Genomic DNA, 16,684 nt, shown 5'->3' with positions numbered 1-16,684 from the left:
TCCCCAGGGCGAAGCCCCAGGAGGAGGAGCGGGTGGTCACGACGGACGGCGCCCCAGCGCCCCTCCGCACACAGCGGGGGCGGGACCCTTCACAAGGCCCCGCCCCCTTCCGTGCGCCACGCGCGACTACGTCGTCCGACGCCTCCGCGCCCCCGGCCGCCGCTCGCTCGGCCGCGTCACCGGATCGCCCGCCTCCAGCGCCGCCGCCCGCCGCCGCAGACCGAAGTCCGCCAGCGCCTCCGCGAGCTTGTGCACCGACGGCTCCGGCGAGAGCACGTCCACCCGCAGCCCGTGCTCCTCCGCCGTCTTCGCGGTGGCCGGGCCGATGCAGGCGATGACCGTCACGTTGTGCGGCTTCCCGGCGATCCCCACCAGGTTCCGCACCGTCGAGGACGAGGTGAAGAGCACGGCGTCGAAGCCGCCGCCCTTGATCGCCTCACGCGTGTCCGCCGGCGGCGGCGACGCCCGCACCGTCCGGTAGGCGGTGACGTCGTCGACCTCCCAGCCGAGCTCGATCAGCCCGGCGACGAGCGTCTCCGTCGCGATGTCCGCCCGCGGCAGGAACACCCGGTCGATCGGGTCGAAGACCGGGTCGTACGGCGGCCAGTCCTCCAGGAGCCCCGCGGCCGACTGCTCACCGCTGGGCACCAGGTCCGGCTTCACACCGAAGTCGACCAGCGCCGCGGCCGTCTGCTCGCCGACCGCCGCGACCTTGATCCCGGCGAACGCCCGGGCATCGAGCCCGTACTCCTCGAACTTCTCCCGCACCGCCTTCACCGCGTTGACCGACGTGAAGGCGATCCACTCATAGCGGCCGGTCACCAGACCCTTGACCGCACGCTCCATCTGCTGCGGCGTCCGCGGCGGCTCGACGGCGATCGTCGGCACCTCGTGCGGCACGGCGCCGTACGAACGCAGCTGGTCGGAGAGCGACGCGGCCTGCTCCTTCGTGCGCGGCACGAGCACCCGCCAGCCGAACAGGGGCTTCGACTCGAACCACGCCAGCTGGTCCCGCTGCGCCGGGGCGCTGCGCTCGCCGACCACGGCTATGACCGGGCGGTGGCCCTCGGGCGAGGGGAGCACCTTCCCCTGCTTGAAGACCTGAGCGATCGTGCCCAGCGTCGCGGTCCAGGTCCGCTGCCGGGTCGTCGTGCCGCCGATGGTCACGGTGAGCGGGGTGTCCGGCTTACGGCCTGCCGCCACCAGCTCTCCGGCCGCCGCCGCCACCGAGTCCAGCGTGGTGGACACGACCACGGTGCCGTCCGAGGCGCCGACCTCGGTCCAGCAGCGGTCGTCGGCGGTACGGGCGTCCACGAAGCGCACATCGGTGCCCTGCGCGTCCCGCAGCGGGACACCGGCGTACGCGGGTACGCCGACGGCCGTGGCGACACCGGGCACGACCTCGAAGGGAATGCCCTCGGCGGCGCAGGCCAGCATCTCCTGACCTGCGTTTCCGTCGAGGCCGGGGTCGCCGGTCACCGCACGGACGACCCGCTTGCCGCCCCGTGCGGCCTCCATGACAAGATTGGTCGCATCCCTCAACACGGGGACACCGGCGGTTGTTGACGCCTCGTCAACAATCGTCAGCTCAGGCGTGCTCACGCCCGCGCGCGCATGGCACCGGACGACTTCGAGCACCTCCGGCTCGGCGATCAGGACGTCCGCGCCGGCAAGGGCTTCGACGGCCCGGAGGGTCAGCAGTCCTGGATCGCCTGGTCCGGCGCCGAGGAAGGTGACGCTCCCGTGACCGTGGAAGGCCGGGTACGCGGGGCTGGTGGTCGGGCTGGTGGGGCTCAAAGTGCTCGCTCCCCCATAAGACCGGCCGCACCCTTGGCGAGCATCTCGTCCGCGAGTTCGCGTCCGAGCGCCATCGCCTCGTCGTGCGACGCGGGTACGGGACCGGTGGTGGACAGCTGCACCAGCGTCGAGCCGTCGGTGGTGCCGACGACGCCGCGCAGGCGCATTTCGGTGACAATCTGCCCGCGGCCGGAATCCTCGGCCAGCAGGTCGGCCAGCGCACCCACGGGTGCGGAGCAGCCGGCCTCCAGAGCGGCGAGCAGGGATCGCTCGGCGGTCACGGCGGCCCGGGTGTGCGGGTCGTCGAGCTCGGCGAGCGCGGCGACGAGGGCGGCGTCGGACGCCACGCACTCGATCGCCAGTGCCCCCTGGCCGGGGGCGGGCAGGACGGTGTCGACCGACAGGTGGTCGAGCGACAGGGAGCCGGTGAGCTCCTCCGTCCCGCCGATGCGGTTGAGACCGGCCGCGGCGAGAACCACCGCGTCCAGTTCCCCACCACGTACGTATCCGACGCGGGTGTCGATGTTCCCGCGGATCGGCACGGTCTCGATGGTCAGCCCGTGGCTGCGCGCGTACGCGTTGAGCTGGGCCATCCGGCGCGGCGAACCGGTGCCGATCCGGGCGCCCTGCGGCAGCCGGTCGAGGCTCAGCCCCTGGCGGGCGACCAGCACGTCGCGCGGGTCCTCGCGCTCCGGGACGGCGGCCAGCGCCAGGTCCGGATGCTGCGTGGTCGGCAGGTCCTTCAGGGAATGGACCGCGAAGTCCACCTCGCCGGCCAGGAGCGCGTCGCGCAGTGCGGCGACGAACACCCCCGTACCGCCGATCTGCGCGAGGTGCTCGCGCGAGACGTCCCCGTACGTCGTGATCTCCACGAGCTCGACGGGCCGGCCGGTCAGCCGCCGGACGGCGTCGGCCACATGCCCGGACTGGGCCATGGCGAGTTTGCTGCGCCTGGTCCCGAGCCTCAGTGCCCTCTCGGTCATACTCGCCCTCGGTTCTTGACGTCGGCGTCATTCAGGTCGGCCCGGGAGACGGAGGCGACCGTCTCCGGGTCGAGGTCGAAGAGTGTCCGCAGCGCGTCGGCGTACCCGGCACCGCCGGGCTCGCTGGCCAGCTGCTTGACCCGCACGGTCGGCGCGTGCAGGAGCTTGTCGACCACCCGGCGCACGGTCTGGGTGATCTCGGCGCGCTGTTTGTCGTCGAGGTCGGGCAGCCGGCCCTCGAGCCGGGCCACCTCGCCCGCGACGACATCGGCGGCCATGGTGCGCAGGGCGACCACGGTCGGGGTGATGTGCGCGGCCCGCTGGGCGGCGCCGAAGGCGGCCACCTCGTCGGAGACGATCGCGCGCACCTGGTCGACGTCGGCGGCCATCGGGGCGTCGGCGGAGGCGTCCGCCAGCGACTCGATGTCGACGAGCCGGACGCCCGCCATGCGGTGGGCGGCGGCGTCGATGTCGCGGGGCATGGCCAGGTCGAGCAGGGCGAGCGGGGCCGTGCGGCCCTTCATCGCGTCCTCGACGGCCTCGCCGGTCAGGACGAGTCCGGTGGCTCCGGTGCAGGAGACGACCACGTCGGCACGTGTCAGTTCGTCGCCGACGGCAACCATCTCGACCGCGCGCGCGGCCACCCCCGTGCCACCGGGCTCGGTCAGGATCTGCACGAGGCGTTCGGCACGGGCGCTCGTACGGTTGGCGATCACGATCTCCGAGACGCCGACGCGCGCGAGTGTGGCCGCGGCCAGCGAGGACATCGAACCGGCGCCGATGACCAGGGCGCGCTTGCCGGCGGCCCAGGCGTCGACGTCGGCGCCGTCCGTGCTGCCGGCGAGCTGCTCGAGGCCGAAGGTGACGAGCGACTGCCCGGCCCGGTCGATCCCGGTCTCGCTGTGGGCGCGCTTGCCGACCCGCAGCGCCTGCTGGAACAGGTCGTTGAGGAGGCGGCCCGCGGTGTGCAGCTCCTGGCCGAGGGCGAGGGCGTCCTTGATCTGGCCGAGGATCTGGCCCTCGCCGACGACCATGGAGTCGAGCCCGCACGCCACCGAGAAGAGGTGGTGGACCGCCCGGTCCTCGTAGTGCACGTACAGATAAGGGGTCAGCTCGTCGAGGCCGACGCCGCTGTGCTGCGCGAGCAGTGTGGACAGCTCGGCGACACCGGCGTGGAACTTGTCCACGTCGGCGTAGAGCTCGATGCGGTTGCAGGTGGCCAGGACCGCGGCCTCGGCGGCCGGTTCGGCGGCGAGGGTGTCCTGGAGCAGCTTGACCTGAGTGTCCGCGGCCAGGGAGGCCCGCTCGAGGATGCTGACCGGAGCGCTGCGGTGGCTGAGGCCGACGACGAGGAGACTCATGCCGGCATCACGGCGGGGACGTCCCCGTCGGGTCCCTTGCGGCCAGTGCCCTTGCGCTGAGGCTCGCCCGTCGTGCCGAGGGCCGTGGGCGGCGCGGGAACGGCGGCGGCCGCCGCCGCGGCCGCGGTCTCGGCCTCCGCCTCCTCACCGGCCTTGCGCTGCTCGTGGAAGGCGAGGATCTGCAGCTCGATGGAGAGGTCCACCTTGCGCACGTCCACGCCGTCGGGCACGGAGAGCACGGTCGGGGCGAAGTTCAGGATGGAGGTGACTCCGGCGGCCACGAGCCGGTCGCAGACCTGCTGGGCCACGCCGGCCGGGGTCGCGATGACCCCGATGGAGACGCCGTCCTCCTCGATGATCTTCTCGAGGTCGTCGCTGTGCTGGACGGGGATCCCGGCGACCGGCTTGCCGGTCATCGCGGGGTCGGCGTCGATCAGCGCGGCGACACGGAAGCCACGGGAGGCGAACCCGCCGTAACCGGCGAGCGCGGCGCCGAGGTTACCGATACCGACGATGACGACCGGCCAGTCCTGGGTCAGGCCGAGCTCGCGGGAGATCTGGTAGACGAGGTACTCGACGTCGTAGCCGACGCCCCTCGTGCCGTACGAGCCGAGGTAGCTGAAGTCCTTGCGCAGCTTCGCGGAGTTGACCCCCGCCGCGGCTGCGAGCTCCTCGGAGGAGACCGTGGGTACGGAGCGCTCCGACAGTGCGGTGAGCGCACGCAGATACAGCGGAAGCCGGGCGACGGTGGCCTCGGGGATGCCTCGGCTGCGGGTCGCCGGTCGGTGAGTTCGGCCAGTTGCCACGGTGCTCCTGCGGGATGAGCGGGGCTGCAGGCGGCCATATGTCCCGTGACCGCCCCGTCGAATGCAGGCTATGTCTTTGTGAACGCGTGCACAAAGATGGTGTCCGTTTTGTCCGGCCAAAGTGACCGGGGTCACGCGTCCGGTTCGCGCCAGGACGGAACCGTGGGGCGCGTCAGTCCGTTGAGAACCCGAAGGGGGCAAAACCGCACACTCTCCTCACGATCGCGCCCCCGAACGTCAACAAAACGTCCATGATGGTAACCGTCTTCCGGTCAGGCACCCAGTTCCCGCCGTAGCCGCCCGGCGTCCACACGCCAGAAGGTGTGCTGCTCGCCGTCGACCAGGACGACCGGGATCTGCTCCCAGTACGCCTGGTGAAGCTCCTCGTCCTGGGTGATGTCCTTCTCCTCCCAGCGCGCCCCCGTCTCCGCGCAGACCGCCTCGATCACGGCCCGCGCGTCGTCGCAGAGGTGACAGCCGGGCTTCCCGATCAGCGTCACGGTCCGCGAGGCGGCGACCGGAGCGGCGGAAGCGTCCTTCTTCTTCGTCCGTCCAAACATGCCGTCCATTCTGCGCTGCCGGGAGCCGTGCCCCCTCTCTCCAGCTTGCTCCCCCCTTGTCCGTTTAACAGGAGGGTCCCGGAGTGTTCACGCCGCGGCACCCCGGGAGGTCGGGAAGTACCGAACAGACTGGCTATGCTCACGGCATGGCCGCACTGGGATGGCTCACCCCCCGTAGGCGCTCCGCCACCGCGCGCAGCGTTCTGGCAGGCGAGGCCGCCGCCGAGGCGGCGCGCAAGACCTCGCAGCAGCTCGAACTGGAACGCGAGGCCGCGGCGCGGACCAAGCCGTCCGAGCCCGAGTTCCCGGTCGTGGGCGACTCCGAGGCCGCCGCCTTCTTCGACCTCGACAACACCGTCATGCAGGGCGCCGCGATCTTCCACTTCGGCCGGGGCCTGTACAAGCGGAAGTTCTTCCAGCGGCGCGAACTGGCCCGGTTCGCCTGGCAGCAGGCGTGGTTCCGGCTGGCCGGTGTCGAGGACCCCGAGCACATGCAGGACGCCCGCGACAGCGCCCTGTCCATCGTCAAGGGCCACCGCGTCTCCGAGCTGATGTCGATCGGCGAGGAGATCTACGACGAATACATGGCCGACCGGATCTGGCCGGGCACCCGCGCCCTCGCCCAGGCCCACCTCGACGCCGGCCAGAAGGTCTGGCTCGTCACGGCCGCCCCGGTCGAGACGGCCACGATCATCGCCCGGCGCCTCGGTCTGACCGGCGCCCTCGGCACGGTCGCCGAGTCCGTCGACGGCGTCTACACCGGCAAGCTGGTCGGCGAGCCGCTGCACGGCCCCGCCAAGGCGGAGGCCGTACGCGCCCTGGCCGCCGCCGAGGGCCTGGACCTGAACCGCTGCGCCGCCTACAGCGACTCGCACAACGACATCCCGATGCTCTCGCTGGTCGGCCACCCGTACGCCATCAACCCGGACACCAAGCTGCGGAAGTACGCCAAGGCACGGGAATGGCGGCTGCGCGACTACCGCACGGGCCGCAAGGCGGCCAAGGTCGGCATCCCCGCCGCCGCGGGCGTCGGCGCACTGGCCGGCGGCACGGCCGCCGCGGTCGCCCTGCACCGCCGCCGCCGCTGAAGCCTCGACGCCTCGACCAAGACCCTTTCCTCCGCCGGCCCGCGTCGCGCTCTGCCGATACGTTTCGGCCGCGATCATCTGCGACAACCAGGGACCAACCGCCCTCACCCGTACGTGGTCGAACACGTCCGTACAGGTCGACCCGCGGGCATTCGCGGCCCCCTACCCAGCAGCGGGCCGGATAACTCCCCAGCTCTGCGTTCGAGCACAACAGAGCGTGCACGTAGTCACACTCGGAAGCAATCCGATCAACAACCGTTCACAAACTGTGAGTGATCCCGCCCACAAGCGGTAACAGGTACGACGGAATCGGTGATTTACGCAACTGGGTGTAGCGCTGCCTGTACGAAGCGTTATTCTCCTCAGACGCATAACGGACCCACACGTCGCCACGACGAGTGAACGGTCCCGCACTGCACGTGATGGAAGCTCTGCCTCTGGGAGTCCCGTGTACCCACACGTCGGGGTTGACGCCTCGGGCCTGGCTACGCTGCGCGCAACGGTCCTCGACCACTTGCGCGGCTTCGTCCCCACCGCGTACGCCGGCCCTGTCCCCGCCTTTGCCTTCGCCGCACCGGCACCCGCCGGTCCTTGCTATGCCCTCGCCGAGAGCGGAGCCGCTGTCGGCAGACGGGGCAGCCGCGGCGGCACCGGAACCTCGACCGCCGCCCGCCGCCCCACCGCCGACAGCGACAGCGCCCGCATGATGGACCTCGTCGAGCGCGCCCAGGCCGGTGAGGCCGAGGCCTTCGGCCGCCTGTACGACCAGTACAGCGACACGGTCTACCGCTACATCTACTACCGCGTCGGCGGGAAGGCGACGGCGGAAGACCTCACAAGCGAGACGTTCCTGCGCGCCCTGCGCCGGATCTCCACCTTCACCTGGCAGGGCCGCGACTTCGGCGCCTGGCTGGTCACCATCGCCCGCAACCTGGTCGCCGACCACTTCAAGTCGAGCAGGTTCCGGCTGGAGGTGACCACGGGCGAGATGCTCGACGCCAACGAGGTCGAGCGCAGCCCCGAGGACTCCGTCCTGGAGTCCCTCTCCAACGCGGCCCTCCTCGACGCCGTCCGCCGGCTCAACCCCCAGCAGCAGGAGTGCGTGACCCTGCGCTTCCTGCAGGGCCTCTCGGTCGCCGAGACGGCCCGGGTCATGGGCAAGAACGAGGGCGCGATCAAGACCCTCCAGTACCGGGCCGTGCGTACCCTGGCGCGCCTGCTCCCGGACGACGCCCGCTGACCGCTCCGCGCCCCCCACACGCGCCCCCACCCACCGCGACGCGCCCCATTCACCCCACAACCCCCCACGTCCCCCGACCCCCGTCCAACTCACAGTCGGTGACGCCCCGATGACGCACTGGTCCGATCATCTTTCGCGCGTAACCCAAGTGCCGCGCCGCTCGTTGTGCGGAATGCAGGCTCCCTGTGGTCACGCCATGCCCGCAGCCACTCACTCGTTCGTGTGGATGTGTTCAAGGCGTGCAACCTCCCGGACAACCCGGGGAGTCGACCGTCATGACGAGAGGAGGTGCCGCCAGTGATCGCGAACGTATCGGCGCACCGGCGGGCGAACGCCTTCGCCCAGGCCCTGGACGATCGGACGCCCGAGGACGCGACGGCCGAACAGCCCGTGGCGTCGGCCGAACCGGCCGAACAAGGGCGGCTGTTGGCCCTGGCGAACGGCCTCGGCGAGCTGCCGAAGCCGAAGCTGGACCCTGAGGTCAAGGTGGTGCAACGAGCCCAGCTCGTCGCCGCCATGGAAGCGATGCTCGCGGAGGGGAGCGCGGCCGCGGGCCCTACGGTGCCCGAGCAGCGGACATCGAGCGGACGGGGGACCCACCGGGCCTCCCCGCTCCGGAAATTGCGTCCCCGCTCCCGCTGGTCCAAGGGCATCGCGGCGGGCGGCCTCACGGTCGGTGTGGCCGCGGGCGCTTTCAGCGGTGTCGCCGCTGCCAGCTCCGACGCCCTCCCCGGTGACTCGCTCTACGGGCTGAAGCGCGGCATGGAAGACATCAAGCGCGGCATGGCCGACGACGACGCCGAACGGGGCGGGATCTTCCTGGACCAGGCGTCGACCCGGCTCAGCGAGGCCCGCAGACTCATGGAGCGGGGCCGCGCCGGCGACCTCGACCACGAGTCGCTCGGCGAGATCCGCCGGGTCCTCGGCGGGATGAAGCACGACGCCTCCGAGGGCCACCGACTGCTGCGCCAGGCGTACGAACGGGACGGCGAGATCGGCCCCATGGCACGGCTCAACGCGTTCGCCCAGTCCCACCGCACCACGTGGATCGGCCTGCGCGACCGGCTGCCCGTCCAGCTCACGGACGTCGGCAATGAGGTGAACGACGTCTTCGTCGCCATAGACGAAGAGGTCGAGCCGCTCCAGGGGATGCTGCCGCGCACCCCGGAGAAGGGCGCCGTCGGCACCAGCACCCCCGGCTCGCCGCAGGACTCCCCGCGTACACAGACCCAGCGGCCGCCGTCCTCCCCCGCCGCACCCTCCGCGGGTGGCGAAGGCTCCACCCGGCCCCAGCCCTCGGGCTCCGGCTCGGGCTCCCCGGAGAGCGACGGGCTGCTGGGCGGCAACACGGGCGGCCTGCTGGACACCCCGCCGCCGGGCATGCCGTCGGCCCCGACGGGCGGCCAGTCGACGCCCCCGACGCCGGACGTCACGATCCCGCCCCTGCTGCCGGACCTGCTACCCGGCCTGGGCATCGACAGCGAGGACGCTCGCTGAGACGGCGATGGGGTGCCTCTCCCGGAGGGGCACCCCATCGTCGTACCACCGCGCGAACCCAGCGGCACCGGTCCGGGCCCCTCGTCAGAAAAAGACGGAGCGCCGCTGCACCAGCAGCTTGTACAGCGTGTGCTGGATCTGCTCCCGCACCTGGTCCGTCAGGTTGAACATCAGCATCGGGTCCTCCGCCGCCTCCGGCGGATAGCCGTCCGTCGGGATCGGCTCACCGAACTGGATCGTCCACTTCGTCGGCAGCGGCACCGCGCCCAGCGGCCCCAGCCACGGGAACGTCGGCGTGATCGGGAAGTACGGGATGCCCAGCACCCGCGCCAGCGTCTTCGCGTTGCCGAGCATCGGGTAGATCTCCTCCGCGCCCACGATCGAACACGGCACGATCGGCACCCCCGCCTGCAGCGCCGTCGAGACGAAGCCGCCCCGGCCGAAGCGCTGCAGCTTGTAGCGCTCGCTGAACGGCTTCCCGATCCCCTTGAACCCCTCCGGCATCACACCCACGATCTCGCCGGCCTTCAGCAGCCGCTCCGCGTCCTCCGCGCACGCCAGCGTGTGCCCGGCCTTACGGGCCAGCTCGTTGACGACCGGCAGCATGAACACCAGATCGGCGGCGAGCAGCCGCAGATGCCGCCCGGCCGGATGGTGGTCGTGCACGGCGACCTGCATCATCAGGCCGTCCAGCGGCAGCGTCCCGGAGTGGTTCGCGACGATCAGGGCGCCCCCGTCGGAAGGGATGTTCTCGACCCCCTTCACCTCCACGCGGAAGTACTTCTCCGCGAGCGGCCGCACCAGCGACATGAGGACCTGGTCGGTGAGCTCCTTGTCGTAACCGAACTCGTCGACCTCGTACTCGCCCGTCACGCGCCGCCGCAGGAAGGCCAGCCCGCCCGCGAGCCGCCGCTCCCAGCCACGCCCACGCTCCCCCGCCGCCCCAGGCGCCCCCGTGCTCGCCCCAGGCCCCTCGGCGGTCTCCGCCGGGGCGTCCTGCGGCTCCGGAGCCGACTCCGCGGCCTGCGAGGCGAACGCGGGCCCCTCCGGCCCCTGCTGGCCCGGCAGGGCGCGTACGGCGGCATCGTGTCCCGCCCGCCCGGGCGGGCGCCGACGTGCCCGTGAACGGTCGTCGTCGAACGGAATGACCTTGGCGTCCGCCATCGTTACCTGGGCTCCTTCTGATCCAGCCGGGCCGCGACCCGGTCCACGGCCCCCGCGAGCGTCTCCGGCGGAAGCAGCCCCGGGCCCCGGCTGCGGGCGAAGTCCGCGAACGTCTCGGCCGTCGTGAACCGCGGCTCGAACCCCAGCGTCTCGCGCATCTGGACCGTGGAGACCACCCGGCCGTGGGTGAGCAGCCGGATCTGCTCCGGCGAGAAGTCCGTGACGCCGACCGTCCGCAGCGCGGAACCGACCCAGGTGACCGCGGGCAGCAGCACCGGCACCGTCGGCCGCCCGAGCCGCCGCGCGCACTGCGACAGCAGCAGCACACCGTCGCCGGCCACATTGAAGGTGCCGCTGTTCAGCGTCGCCCGGCGCGGCTCGCGCGAGGCCAGGTCGAGGACGTCGATCACATCGTCCTCGTGCACGAACTGCAGCCTCGGGTCGTAGCCGAAGACGGTCGGCATCACGGGCAGCGCCAGATACTCGGCGAGCGGCGAGTCCACCCGCGGCCCCAGGATGTTCGCGAACCGCAGCACGCACACGGCCACGTCCGGGCGGCGCCGCGCGAAGCCCCGCACGTACCCCTCGACCTCGACGGCGTCCTTGGCGAACCCACCGCTCGGCAGCGACTTGGGCGGTGTCGTCTCCATGAAGACGGCCGGGTCGCGGGGGGCCGAGCCGTAGACGCTCGTACTGGACTTGATCACGAGCCGCTTGATCCGCGGCGACTTCTGGCAGGCACCCAGCAACTGCATGGTGCCGATGACGTTGGTCTCCTTGATGGACGTCCGGCCGCCGGCGCCCAGCGCCGTACCGGTGACGTCCATATGGACGACCGTGTCCACGTCGTGCTCCGCGAGCACCTTGGCGATGGCCGGCTGGCGGATGTCCGCCCGGACGAAATCGGCCCCGCCGAGATCGTGCGCCGGGGCGACCGCGTCCACGGCGATCACCCGGTCCACCTCGGGATCCCGCTGGACCCGCCGTACGAAACGGCCGCCGAGATGCCGCGCCGCACCGGTGACGAGCACGACCTTGCCCAAGATCAGCGCCTTCCGTCGGTTCTCCGTCGGGTTCGGGCCCCGCGATTCTCCCCAGGGGCCTGTGCGCCACCGTAGCGCCTCACTGTCGCGCCGCGACGACCGCCGTGGGCAACCAGAGGGAACGAGGCCGAAAAAAGCGTGGCCCCCCATCCGGAACCGGTGGGGGGCCACGCTCGACGCACAAACAGCCGTCGTTCCAGCCGTCGCTTACTTCTTGTTGCGACGCTGAACGCGGGTGCGCTTGAGCAGCTTGCGGTGCTTCTTCTTGGCCATCCGCTTGCGCCGCTTCTTGATAACAGAGCCCACGACTACCCTCGCTCACTTCTCTTCACTCGGTGCGGGGCGTCTGGGCCCACACGACCTACGAGGGCTTAGCCTACCGCCCAGAGCACGGACCTTGTAATCCGAGGGGCGGTCGGGCTCCCGGCCGCGCGTCCCCTACGCGGTCTCCACCCCCACGAAGGACTCCCTGAGGTACTCGTGAACCGCCTGTTCCGGAACCCGGAAGGACCTGCCCACCCGGATCGCCGGCAGATGACCGCTGTGCACCAAGCGGTACACGGTCATCTTCGACACTCGCATCACCGAGGCGACTTCCGCCACGGTCAGAAACTTGACCTCGTTGAGAGGTCGATCGCCAGCAGCCATGACCCACCTGTACCTTCCGCACACGACGCCCACCGGCTTCCCCTCCGGTGACCCTGCGTCGCTGTGCGCTCACGCTCCAGACTAGGGGCGTGTGGTACGAGTGGGGAAGAGGAGCAGCCATCGGCCGTTTACCGTGACAGACTCGCTCGATTGAGTACATAGCGAGTGAGCGGACGGTAGTAATCGGACCGTACGGCGTCATCAAGCGGAACGGCCACGGAGACCTGCCCCTCCGCCTCCCCCACGAACAGCGCGGGATCGTCGGTGTCCGCCAGCCCGATGGCCTCGAAACCCAGCTGACCTGCGCCGCAGACCCAGCCGTGGTCCCCGACGACGAGCTCGGGGAGCGGCCAGCCGCCCTCCACGGCCCCTTCGAGAGCGGCCCTAACCGGCAGCGGCGAGTGGGTGTGCGCCCCCGTCTCACGCCCCGTTCCCGGCAGACCGGGTTCTCGCACCAGCGCGACACCCCGTACGTAGTCGAGGTTGTACGTGCGTAGACCGAACCGGGTCGTTATGTCGACACATCGCCCCTGCGCGGGTGTGAGAACAAGACATCCCGCCGCCGACAAAGCGTCTGCGAGCGCTGCGTAGAACCCGAGCAGACGATGCGGATGACCGGTCCCGAACAGCACCGGAGCCCGTCGGCCCGCCGCTTCCCCCAGCCGCGCGGCGAACGCGTCGAGCCCGCCCAACGTCCGCTCCGGGTCGATGACATCGGGCCCCGAACGGTGCGTCGGATCCCCGGACACCCCGCACTTGTCGGCCATCAGCCGCAACAACTCGCCCTCGCCCCACCCCCAGTCGGGGTCGAGCCCCAGCATCACCCGCGGATCCCGCGCGGCGAAGAGCCGGTAACTCCGCAGACTCTGCTCCCGCGAGGTCGCCACCGTCCCCGCCAACCCCGCCGCCAACAAATGCGCCCGCAACGCCCCGGTACTCAGCACCCGATCGATGCTGCCCCAGTCGACCGGACGCCGGGTCAAAACACCTGCGGGACCCCACAGTTGGCGTAACAAGGTGGCCGGGACACGGGTCCGACCGGGTTGGGCCGAGCCAGGCCGCCCGGCCCGGCCGGCTCCCTACGCGAGCAGACCCCTGAGCGGAAAGGCCGCCCGCCGGGTGGCCAGCACCGCCTGGTCCAGCCGGTCCGCCGGGTCGTAGCCCTCCTCCCAGTCACGCCAGCCCACGGGCAGACCGCCCGTCCGTCATCCGTACGGGCCCCGGCTGCCGCGTCCGCGCGTACACCAGGTCCCGCCAGGACGACGGGATCACCGACTCGGGGGCGATCTCCGCGTGCGCGGCGATCCCTACCAGATGCGTCCACGACCGCGGCACGACATCCACCACCGCGTACCCGCCGCCGCCCAGCGCGACCCACTTCCCGCCGTCCACGTGCGCGTGCGCCAGCTCGTGACAAGCCACCTGCACGGCCCGCTGCGCGTCCAGCGACACCGCCAGATGCGCCAGCGGGTCCTCGAAGTGCGTGTCCGCGCCGTGCTGCGTCACCAGCACCTGCGGCCGGAACTCCGCGAGCAGCTCCGGCACGACGGCGTGGAAGGCCCGCAGCCACCCCGCGTCCCCGGTCCCCGCCGGAAGCGCCACGTTCACCGCGGACCCCTCGCCCGCCCCCGTCGCACCGGTCTCCTCCGGCCAGCCCGTCTGTGGGAACAGGGTCCGGGGATGCTCGTGCAGCGAGACGGTGAGGACCCGCGGGTCGTCCCAGAACGCCGCCTGCACCCCGTCCCCGTGATGCACGTCCACATCCACGTACGCGACCCGCTCCGCCCCCAGCTCGAGCAGGCGGGCGATGGCCAGCGACGCGTCGTTGTAGATACAGAACCCGGACGCGCTCCCGGGCATCGCGTGATGCAGCCCGCCCGCGAAGTTCACCGCGTGCGCGGCCTCCCCGCGCCACACCGCCTCCGCCGCGCCCACCGACTGGCCGACGATCAGCGCGGACGCCTCGTGCATCCCGGCGAAGGCAGGATCGTCGACCGTCCCGAGCCCGTACGACTGATCCGCGGCCCTCGGATTCGCCGAGGCGGCCCGTACCGCCGCCACGTAGTCCTCACGGTGCACCAGCCGGAGCGTCGAGTCCCCGGCCGGCTTCGCCGCCACCACGTCCACGGCCCGGTCGAGCCCGTACGCCCGTACCAACCCCATGGTCAGCGCGAGACGCACCGGGTCCATCGGATGTTCGGGCCCGAAGTCGTACCCCGTGACAGCTTCATCCCACATCAACAGTGCGCGGCCGCTCATGCCCGCCACCGTATCGGGCTCGTTGAGAACCGAACGACGTGGCGTACGCCACCGTCACCAGAACCAGCACCATGGGTACGAGCATGGCCCCCCGATAGCTCCAGGCGTCGCCCAGCGCTCCCACCAACGGGGACCCGATCAGGAACCCGACGTAGTTGAAGACGTTGAGCCGCGCGACGGCCGCGTCGCTCGCCCCGGGGCCGTGCCGGTCGAAGGCCTGCCGCCCCGCCGCGGCGAAGGTCTGCGGCACGATCACACTCAACCCGAGCCCGAGGACGGTGAACCCCGCCATCCCCACCCAGGGACCCGGCGCCACCGCGACGATCGCGAACCCGCCCGCACCGAGCACCGCCCCACACCGCACGACCATGGCGGCCCCGAGCCGCCTCACCCCGAAGTCACCCACGGCCCGGCCCAGGAGCGTCGTCACCATGTACGCGTTGTACGGCACGGTCGCCAGCTCCTCCGAGCTGCCCAGCACGTCCTGGAGGTACTTGGCGCTCCAGTTGGAGACGGTCGAGTCACCGATGTACGCGAACGTCATCACGAGACACAGCGGCAGCAGCAGCCGGAGGGAAACCCCCGCGCTCCCCCGCGTCTCCTTCGCCCCGTCGAGGGCCGGCAGCTCCTCCCCGGACGTGTACCACCGGCCGCAGACGAACGCGATCGGCAGCAGCACGGCCACCACCGGCAGGTACGAGACGAACAACGGCAGATGCCAGTGCGCACCCACCCACGCGAGCGACGCACCCGCGATCCCGCCCAGGCTGTACGCGGCGTGGAAGCCGAGCATGATGCTCCGCCCGTACGCGCGCTGCAGCCTGACCCCGAGCATGTTCATGGAGGCGTCCAGCGCGCCGACCGCGAGCCCGAAGACCCCGAGGGCGACGGCGACCTGCCACAGCCGGCTCCCCGCCCCGACCGCGAGCAGCGCCAGGAGAACGAGCGGCTGCGACCACCGCAGCACCACCCCCGGCCCGACCCGGGCCACGAGCTTCTCGGTGCCCACGCTGCCGACGCCGGCCAGGATGGGGACGGCGGCCAGGAAGAGGGGCAGGAGCCCGTCCGAGATTCCGTACCGGTCCTGGATCGCCGGTATTCGGGTCACAAGGAGCGCGAACGTCACCCCCTGTACGAAGAAACTGATCGCCAGGGAGCCCCGCCCACGCCGCAACCGCGCATCCGTCATGGCGGCACAGCGTAGGTCCCGGCCCTACCCATGGGTAGGTGGATCACACGCCCAATCTCAGCGCAGCAGCCGAAGCAGCTCGCCCATGTCCTCGAAGTGGCCCTGGGCGCCCACAAGCCGCTCTCGGGGCGTCATGGCCGTGAAGCCGTACACGTCCATCCCCGCGGCGAGGGCGGCCTCGACGCCGAGCCGGCTGTCCTCGACGACCACGCACCGCTCGGGCGCGACCCCCATGCGATCGGCGGCATGGAGGAACAGGTCCGGGGCCGGCTTTCCTCGCCCGACGTCCTCGGCGCTGAAGATGTTCTCGTCCCGGAACCACTCGTCGAGGCCGGTCTTCCGATGCCCGACGCGAATCCGCTCGTGGGACCCGGAGGAGGCCACACAGTACGGAACCCCGTCCTCGACGAGCTGCTTGAGCACGTCCCGCGCGCCGGCGACGGCCTCCAACTCCCGCTCGAAAGCGGCGAACACGCGCGCGTGGAGTATCTCGTCGAAGTCCTCCGGCAGCCGCTGTCCGGTCCGCTCCTGGATCAGATCGTGCACGCGGTGGACGGCGGCGCCCATGTAGTCCCGCAGGGAGTCCTCGTACGAGGTGGGGTGCCCGAGCTCGGTCAGATAGCCGGCCAGGATGGTGTTGGAGAGAGGCTCACTGTCGACGAGCACCCCGTCGTTGTCGAAGACGACCAGTTCATAGCGCATGAACCTCACCCTAAACGCAGAAAAGCCCCGCACCATAAGGTGCGGGGCTTTCCCACAATGATTGTTCGGCGGCGTCCTACTCTCCCACAGGGTCCCCCCTGCAGTACCATCGGCGCTGAAAGGCTTAGCTTCCGGGTTCGGAATGTAACCGGGCGTTTCCCTAACGCTATGACCACCGAAACACTATGAAGATATCGAACCGGTATTGGCACAGTTCGTTACTTCAGAACTAACACAGTGGACGCGAGCAACTGAGGACAAGCCCTCGGCCTATTAGTACCGGTCAGCTCCACCCATTACTGGGCTTCCACATCCGGCCTATCAACCCAGTCGTCTACTGGGAGCCT

The 16,684-nt window shown here is 71.1% G+C and carries 15 protein-coding genes, 2 rRNA genes and 1 pseudogene; 3 read left to right on the top strand and 15 right to left on the bottom strand.

What is annotated here, in order from left to right:
• Window positions 1-126 precede the first annotated feature (126 nt).
• The 5 genes from ACZ4VW_RS17630 to ACZ4VW_RS17610 form a co-directional block, all read right to left on the bottom strand.
• Window positions 127-1,797 (bottom strand): bifunctional uroporphyrinogen-III C-methyltransferase/uroporphyrinogen-III synthase, encoded by a 1,671-nt coding sequence (locus ACZ4VW_RS17630; RefSeq protein WP_467963231.1) that lies wholly within the window; start codon window positions 1,795-1,797, stop codon window positions 127-129.
• Window positions 1,794-2,780 carry a hydroxymethylbilane synthase gene (gene hemC / locus ACZ4VW_RS17625; RefSeq protein WP_467963229.1) on the bottom strand — a complete coding sequence of 329 codons (987 nt, stop codon included), beginning with the start codon at window positions 2,778-2,780 and terminating at the stop codon, window positions 1,794-1,796. Before hemC ends, ACZ4VW_RS17630 begins: the two co-directional genes overlap by 4 nt.
• The gene (locus ACZ4VW_RS17620) at window positions 2,777-4,141 is read right to left on the bottom strand and encodes a glutamyl-tRNA reductase (RefSeq protein ID WP_467963227.1); all 1,365 of its coding nucleotides are present in this window, start codon (window positions 4,139-4,141) and stop codon (window positions 2,777-2,779) included. Before ACZ4VW_RS17620 ends, hemC begins: the two co-directional genes overlap by 4 nt.
• Entirely contained in the window at window positions 4,138-4,947 is an 810-nt protein-coding gene (locus ACZ4VW_RS17615; RefSeq protein WP_467963225.1) for a redox-sensing transcriptional repressor Rex, read from the bottom strand. Before ACZ4VW_RS17615 ends, ACZ4VW_RS17620 begins: the two co-directional genes overlap by 4 nt.
• Before the next feature lie 272 nt (window positions 4,948-5,219).
• On the bottom strand, window positions 5,220-5,516 hold the full coding sequence (locus ACZ4VW_RS17610) for a glutaredoxin family protein (protein ID WP_467963223.1): 297 nt from the start codon (window positions 5,514-5,516) through the stop codon (window positions 5,220-5,222).
• Window positions 5,517-5,653: 137 nt separating this feature from the next.
• Here ACZ4VW_RS17610 and ACZ4VW_RS17605 point away from each other — a divergent pair, with 137 nt between their 5' ends.
• From ACZ4VW_RS17605 to ACZ4VW_RS17595, 3 genes are all read left to right on the top strand, one after another.
• Window positions 5,654-6,595, top strand: coding sequence for an HAD family hydrolase (locus tag ACZ4VW_RS17605; protein ID WP_467963221.1), 942 nt, complete (start codon window positions 5,654-5,656; stop codon window positions 6,593-6,595).
• A gap of 448 nt (window positions 6,596-7,043) precedes the next feature.
• Complete coding sequence (locus tag ACZ4VW_RS17600) at window positions 7,044-7,835, top strand: ECF subfamily RNA polymerase sigma factor, BldN family (RefSeq protein ID WP_137988687.1); 792 nt, start codon at window positions 7,044-7,046, stop codon at window positions 7,833-7,835.
• Between the two features lie 297 nt (window positions 7,836-8,132).
• Window positions 8,133-9,332 (top strand): DUF5667 domain-containing protein, encoded by a 1,200-nt coding sequence (locus ACZ4VW_RS17595; protein WP_467963219.1) that lies wholly within the window; start codon window positions 8,133-8,135, stop codon window positions 9,330-9,332.
• A gap of 84 nt (window positions 9,333-9,416) precedes the next feature.
• Here the strand turns inward: ACZ4VW_RS17595 and ACZ4VW_RS17590 are convergent, their stop codons facing one another.
• The 10 genes and pseudogenes from ACZ4VW_RS17590 to ACZ4VW_RS17545 all read right to left on the bottom strand — a co-directional run.
• Window positions 9,417-10,496: a lysophospholipid acyltransferase family protein gene (locus ACZ4VW_RS17590; RefSeq protein ID WP_467963217.1), complete on the bottom strand. Its 1,080-nt coding sequence runs from the start codon at window positions 10,494-10,496 to the stop codon at window positions 9,417-9,419.
• Between the two features lie 2 nt (window positions 10,497-10,498).
• Window positions 10,499-11,539 carry an NAD-dependent epimerase/dehydratase family protein gene (locus ACZ4VW_RS17585; protein WP_467963215.1) on the bottom strand — a complete coding sequence of 347 codons (1,041 nt, stop codon included), beginning with the start codon at window positions 11,537-11,539 and terminating at the stop codon, window positions 10,499-10,501.
• A 207-nt stretch (window positions 11,540-11,746) separates the two neighbouring features.
• The gene (locus ACZ4VW_RS17580; RefSeq protein WP_003948845.1) at window positions 11,747-11,845 is read right to left on the bottom strand and encodes a 30S ribosomal protein bS22; all 99 of its coding nucleotides are present in this window, start codon (window positions 11,843-11,845) and stop codon (window positions 11,747-11,749) included.
• A gap of 132 nt (window positions 11,846-11,977) precedes the next feature.
• Window positions 11,978-12,187 carry a helix-turn-helix domain-containing protein gene (locus tag ACZ4VW_RS17575; RefSeq protein WP_158988220.1) on the bottom strand — a complete coding sequence of 70 codons (210 nt, stop codon included), beginning with the start codon at window positions 12,185-12,187 and terminating at the stop codon, window positions 11,978-11,980.
• Window positions 12,188-12,315: 128 nt separating this feature from the next.
• Window positions 12,316-13,131, bottom strand: coding sequence for a phosphatase (locus tag ACZ4VW_RS17570; RefSeq protein WP_467963787.1), 816 nt, complete (start codon window positions 13,129-13,131; stop codon window positions 12,316-12,318).
• Between the two features lie 135 nt (window positions 13,132-13,266).
• Window positions 13,267-14,446: pseudogene (locus ACZ4VW_RS17565) on the bottom strand (acetoin utilization protein AcuC).
• Entirely contained in the window at window positions 14,415-15,635 is a 1,221-nt protein-coding gene (locus ACZ4VW_RS17560; protein WP_467963212.1) for an MFS transporter, read from the bottom strand. Before ACZ4VW_RS17560 ends, ACZ4VW_RS17565 begins: the two are co-directional and overlap by 32 nt.
• A 57-nt stretch (window positions 15,636-15,692) precedes the next feature.
• Entirely contained in the window at window positions 15,693-16,337 is a 645-nt protein-coding gene (locus ACZ4VW_RS17555) for an HAD family hydrolase (RefSeq protein ID WP_467963210.1), read from the bottom strand.
• A 63-nt stretch (window positions 16,338-16,400) separates the two neighbouring features.
• Window positions 16,401-16,517 (bottom strand): 5S ribosomal RNA (gene rrf / locus ACZ4VW_RS17550).
• A gap of 73 nt (window positions 16,518-16,590) precedes the next feature.
• Window positions 16,591-16,684, bottom strand: a 23S ribosomal RNA gene (locus ACZ4VW_RS17545); the annotation flags it as partial.

It is taken from the genome of Streptomyces sp. NPDC029139 (assembly GCF_055564335.1).
Note: the sequence above shows the minus strand (reverse complement) of the source record. Positions and strands in the feature narration are given on the sequence as shown.

Bases quoted from the DNA above. Each gene is read 5' to 3' on its own strand.
- hemC (WP_467963229.1), bottom strand. From the start codon at position 2,780: ATGACCGAGAGGGCACTGAGGCTCGGGACCAGGCGCAGCAAACTCGCC.
- ACZ4VW_RS17620 (WP_467963227.1), bottom strand. From the start codon at position 4,141: ATGAGTCTCCTCGTCGTCGGCCTCAGCCACCGCAGCGCTCCGGTCAGC.
- ACZ4VW_RS17610 (WP_467963223.1), bottom strand. From the start codon at position 5,516: ATGGACGGCATGTTTGGACGGACGAAGAAGAAGGACGCTTCCGCCGCT.
- ACZ4VW_RS17605 (WP_467963221.1), top strand. From the start codon at position 5,654: ATGGCCGCACTGGGATGGCTCACCCCCCGTAGGCGCTCCGCCACCGCG.
- ACZ4VW_RS17590 (WP_467963217.1), bottom strand. From the start codon at position 10,496: ATGGCGGACGCCAAGGTCATTCCGTTCGACGACGACCGTTCACGGGCA.
- ACZ4VW_RS17575 (WP_158988220.1), bottom strand. From the start codon at position 12,187: ATGGCTGCTGGCGATCGACCTCTCAACGAGGTCAAGTTTCTGACCGTG.
- ACZ4VW_RS17560 (WP_467963212.1), bottom strand. From the start codon at position 15,635: ATGACGGATGCGCGGTTGCGGCGTGGGCGGGGCTCCCTGGCGATCAGT.
- ACZ4VW_RS17555 (WP_467963210.1), bottom strand. From the start codon at position 16,337: ATGCGCTATGAACTGGTCGTCTTCGACAACGACGGGGTGCTCGTCGAC.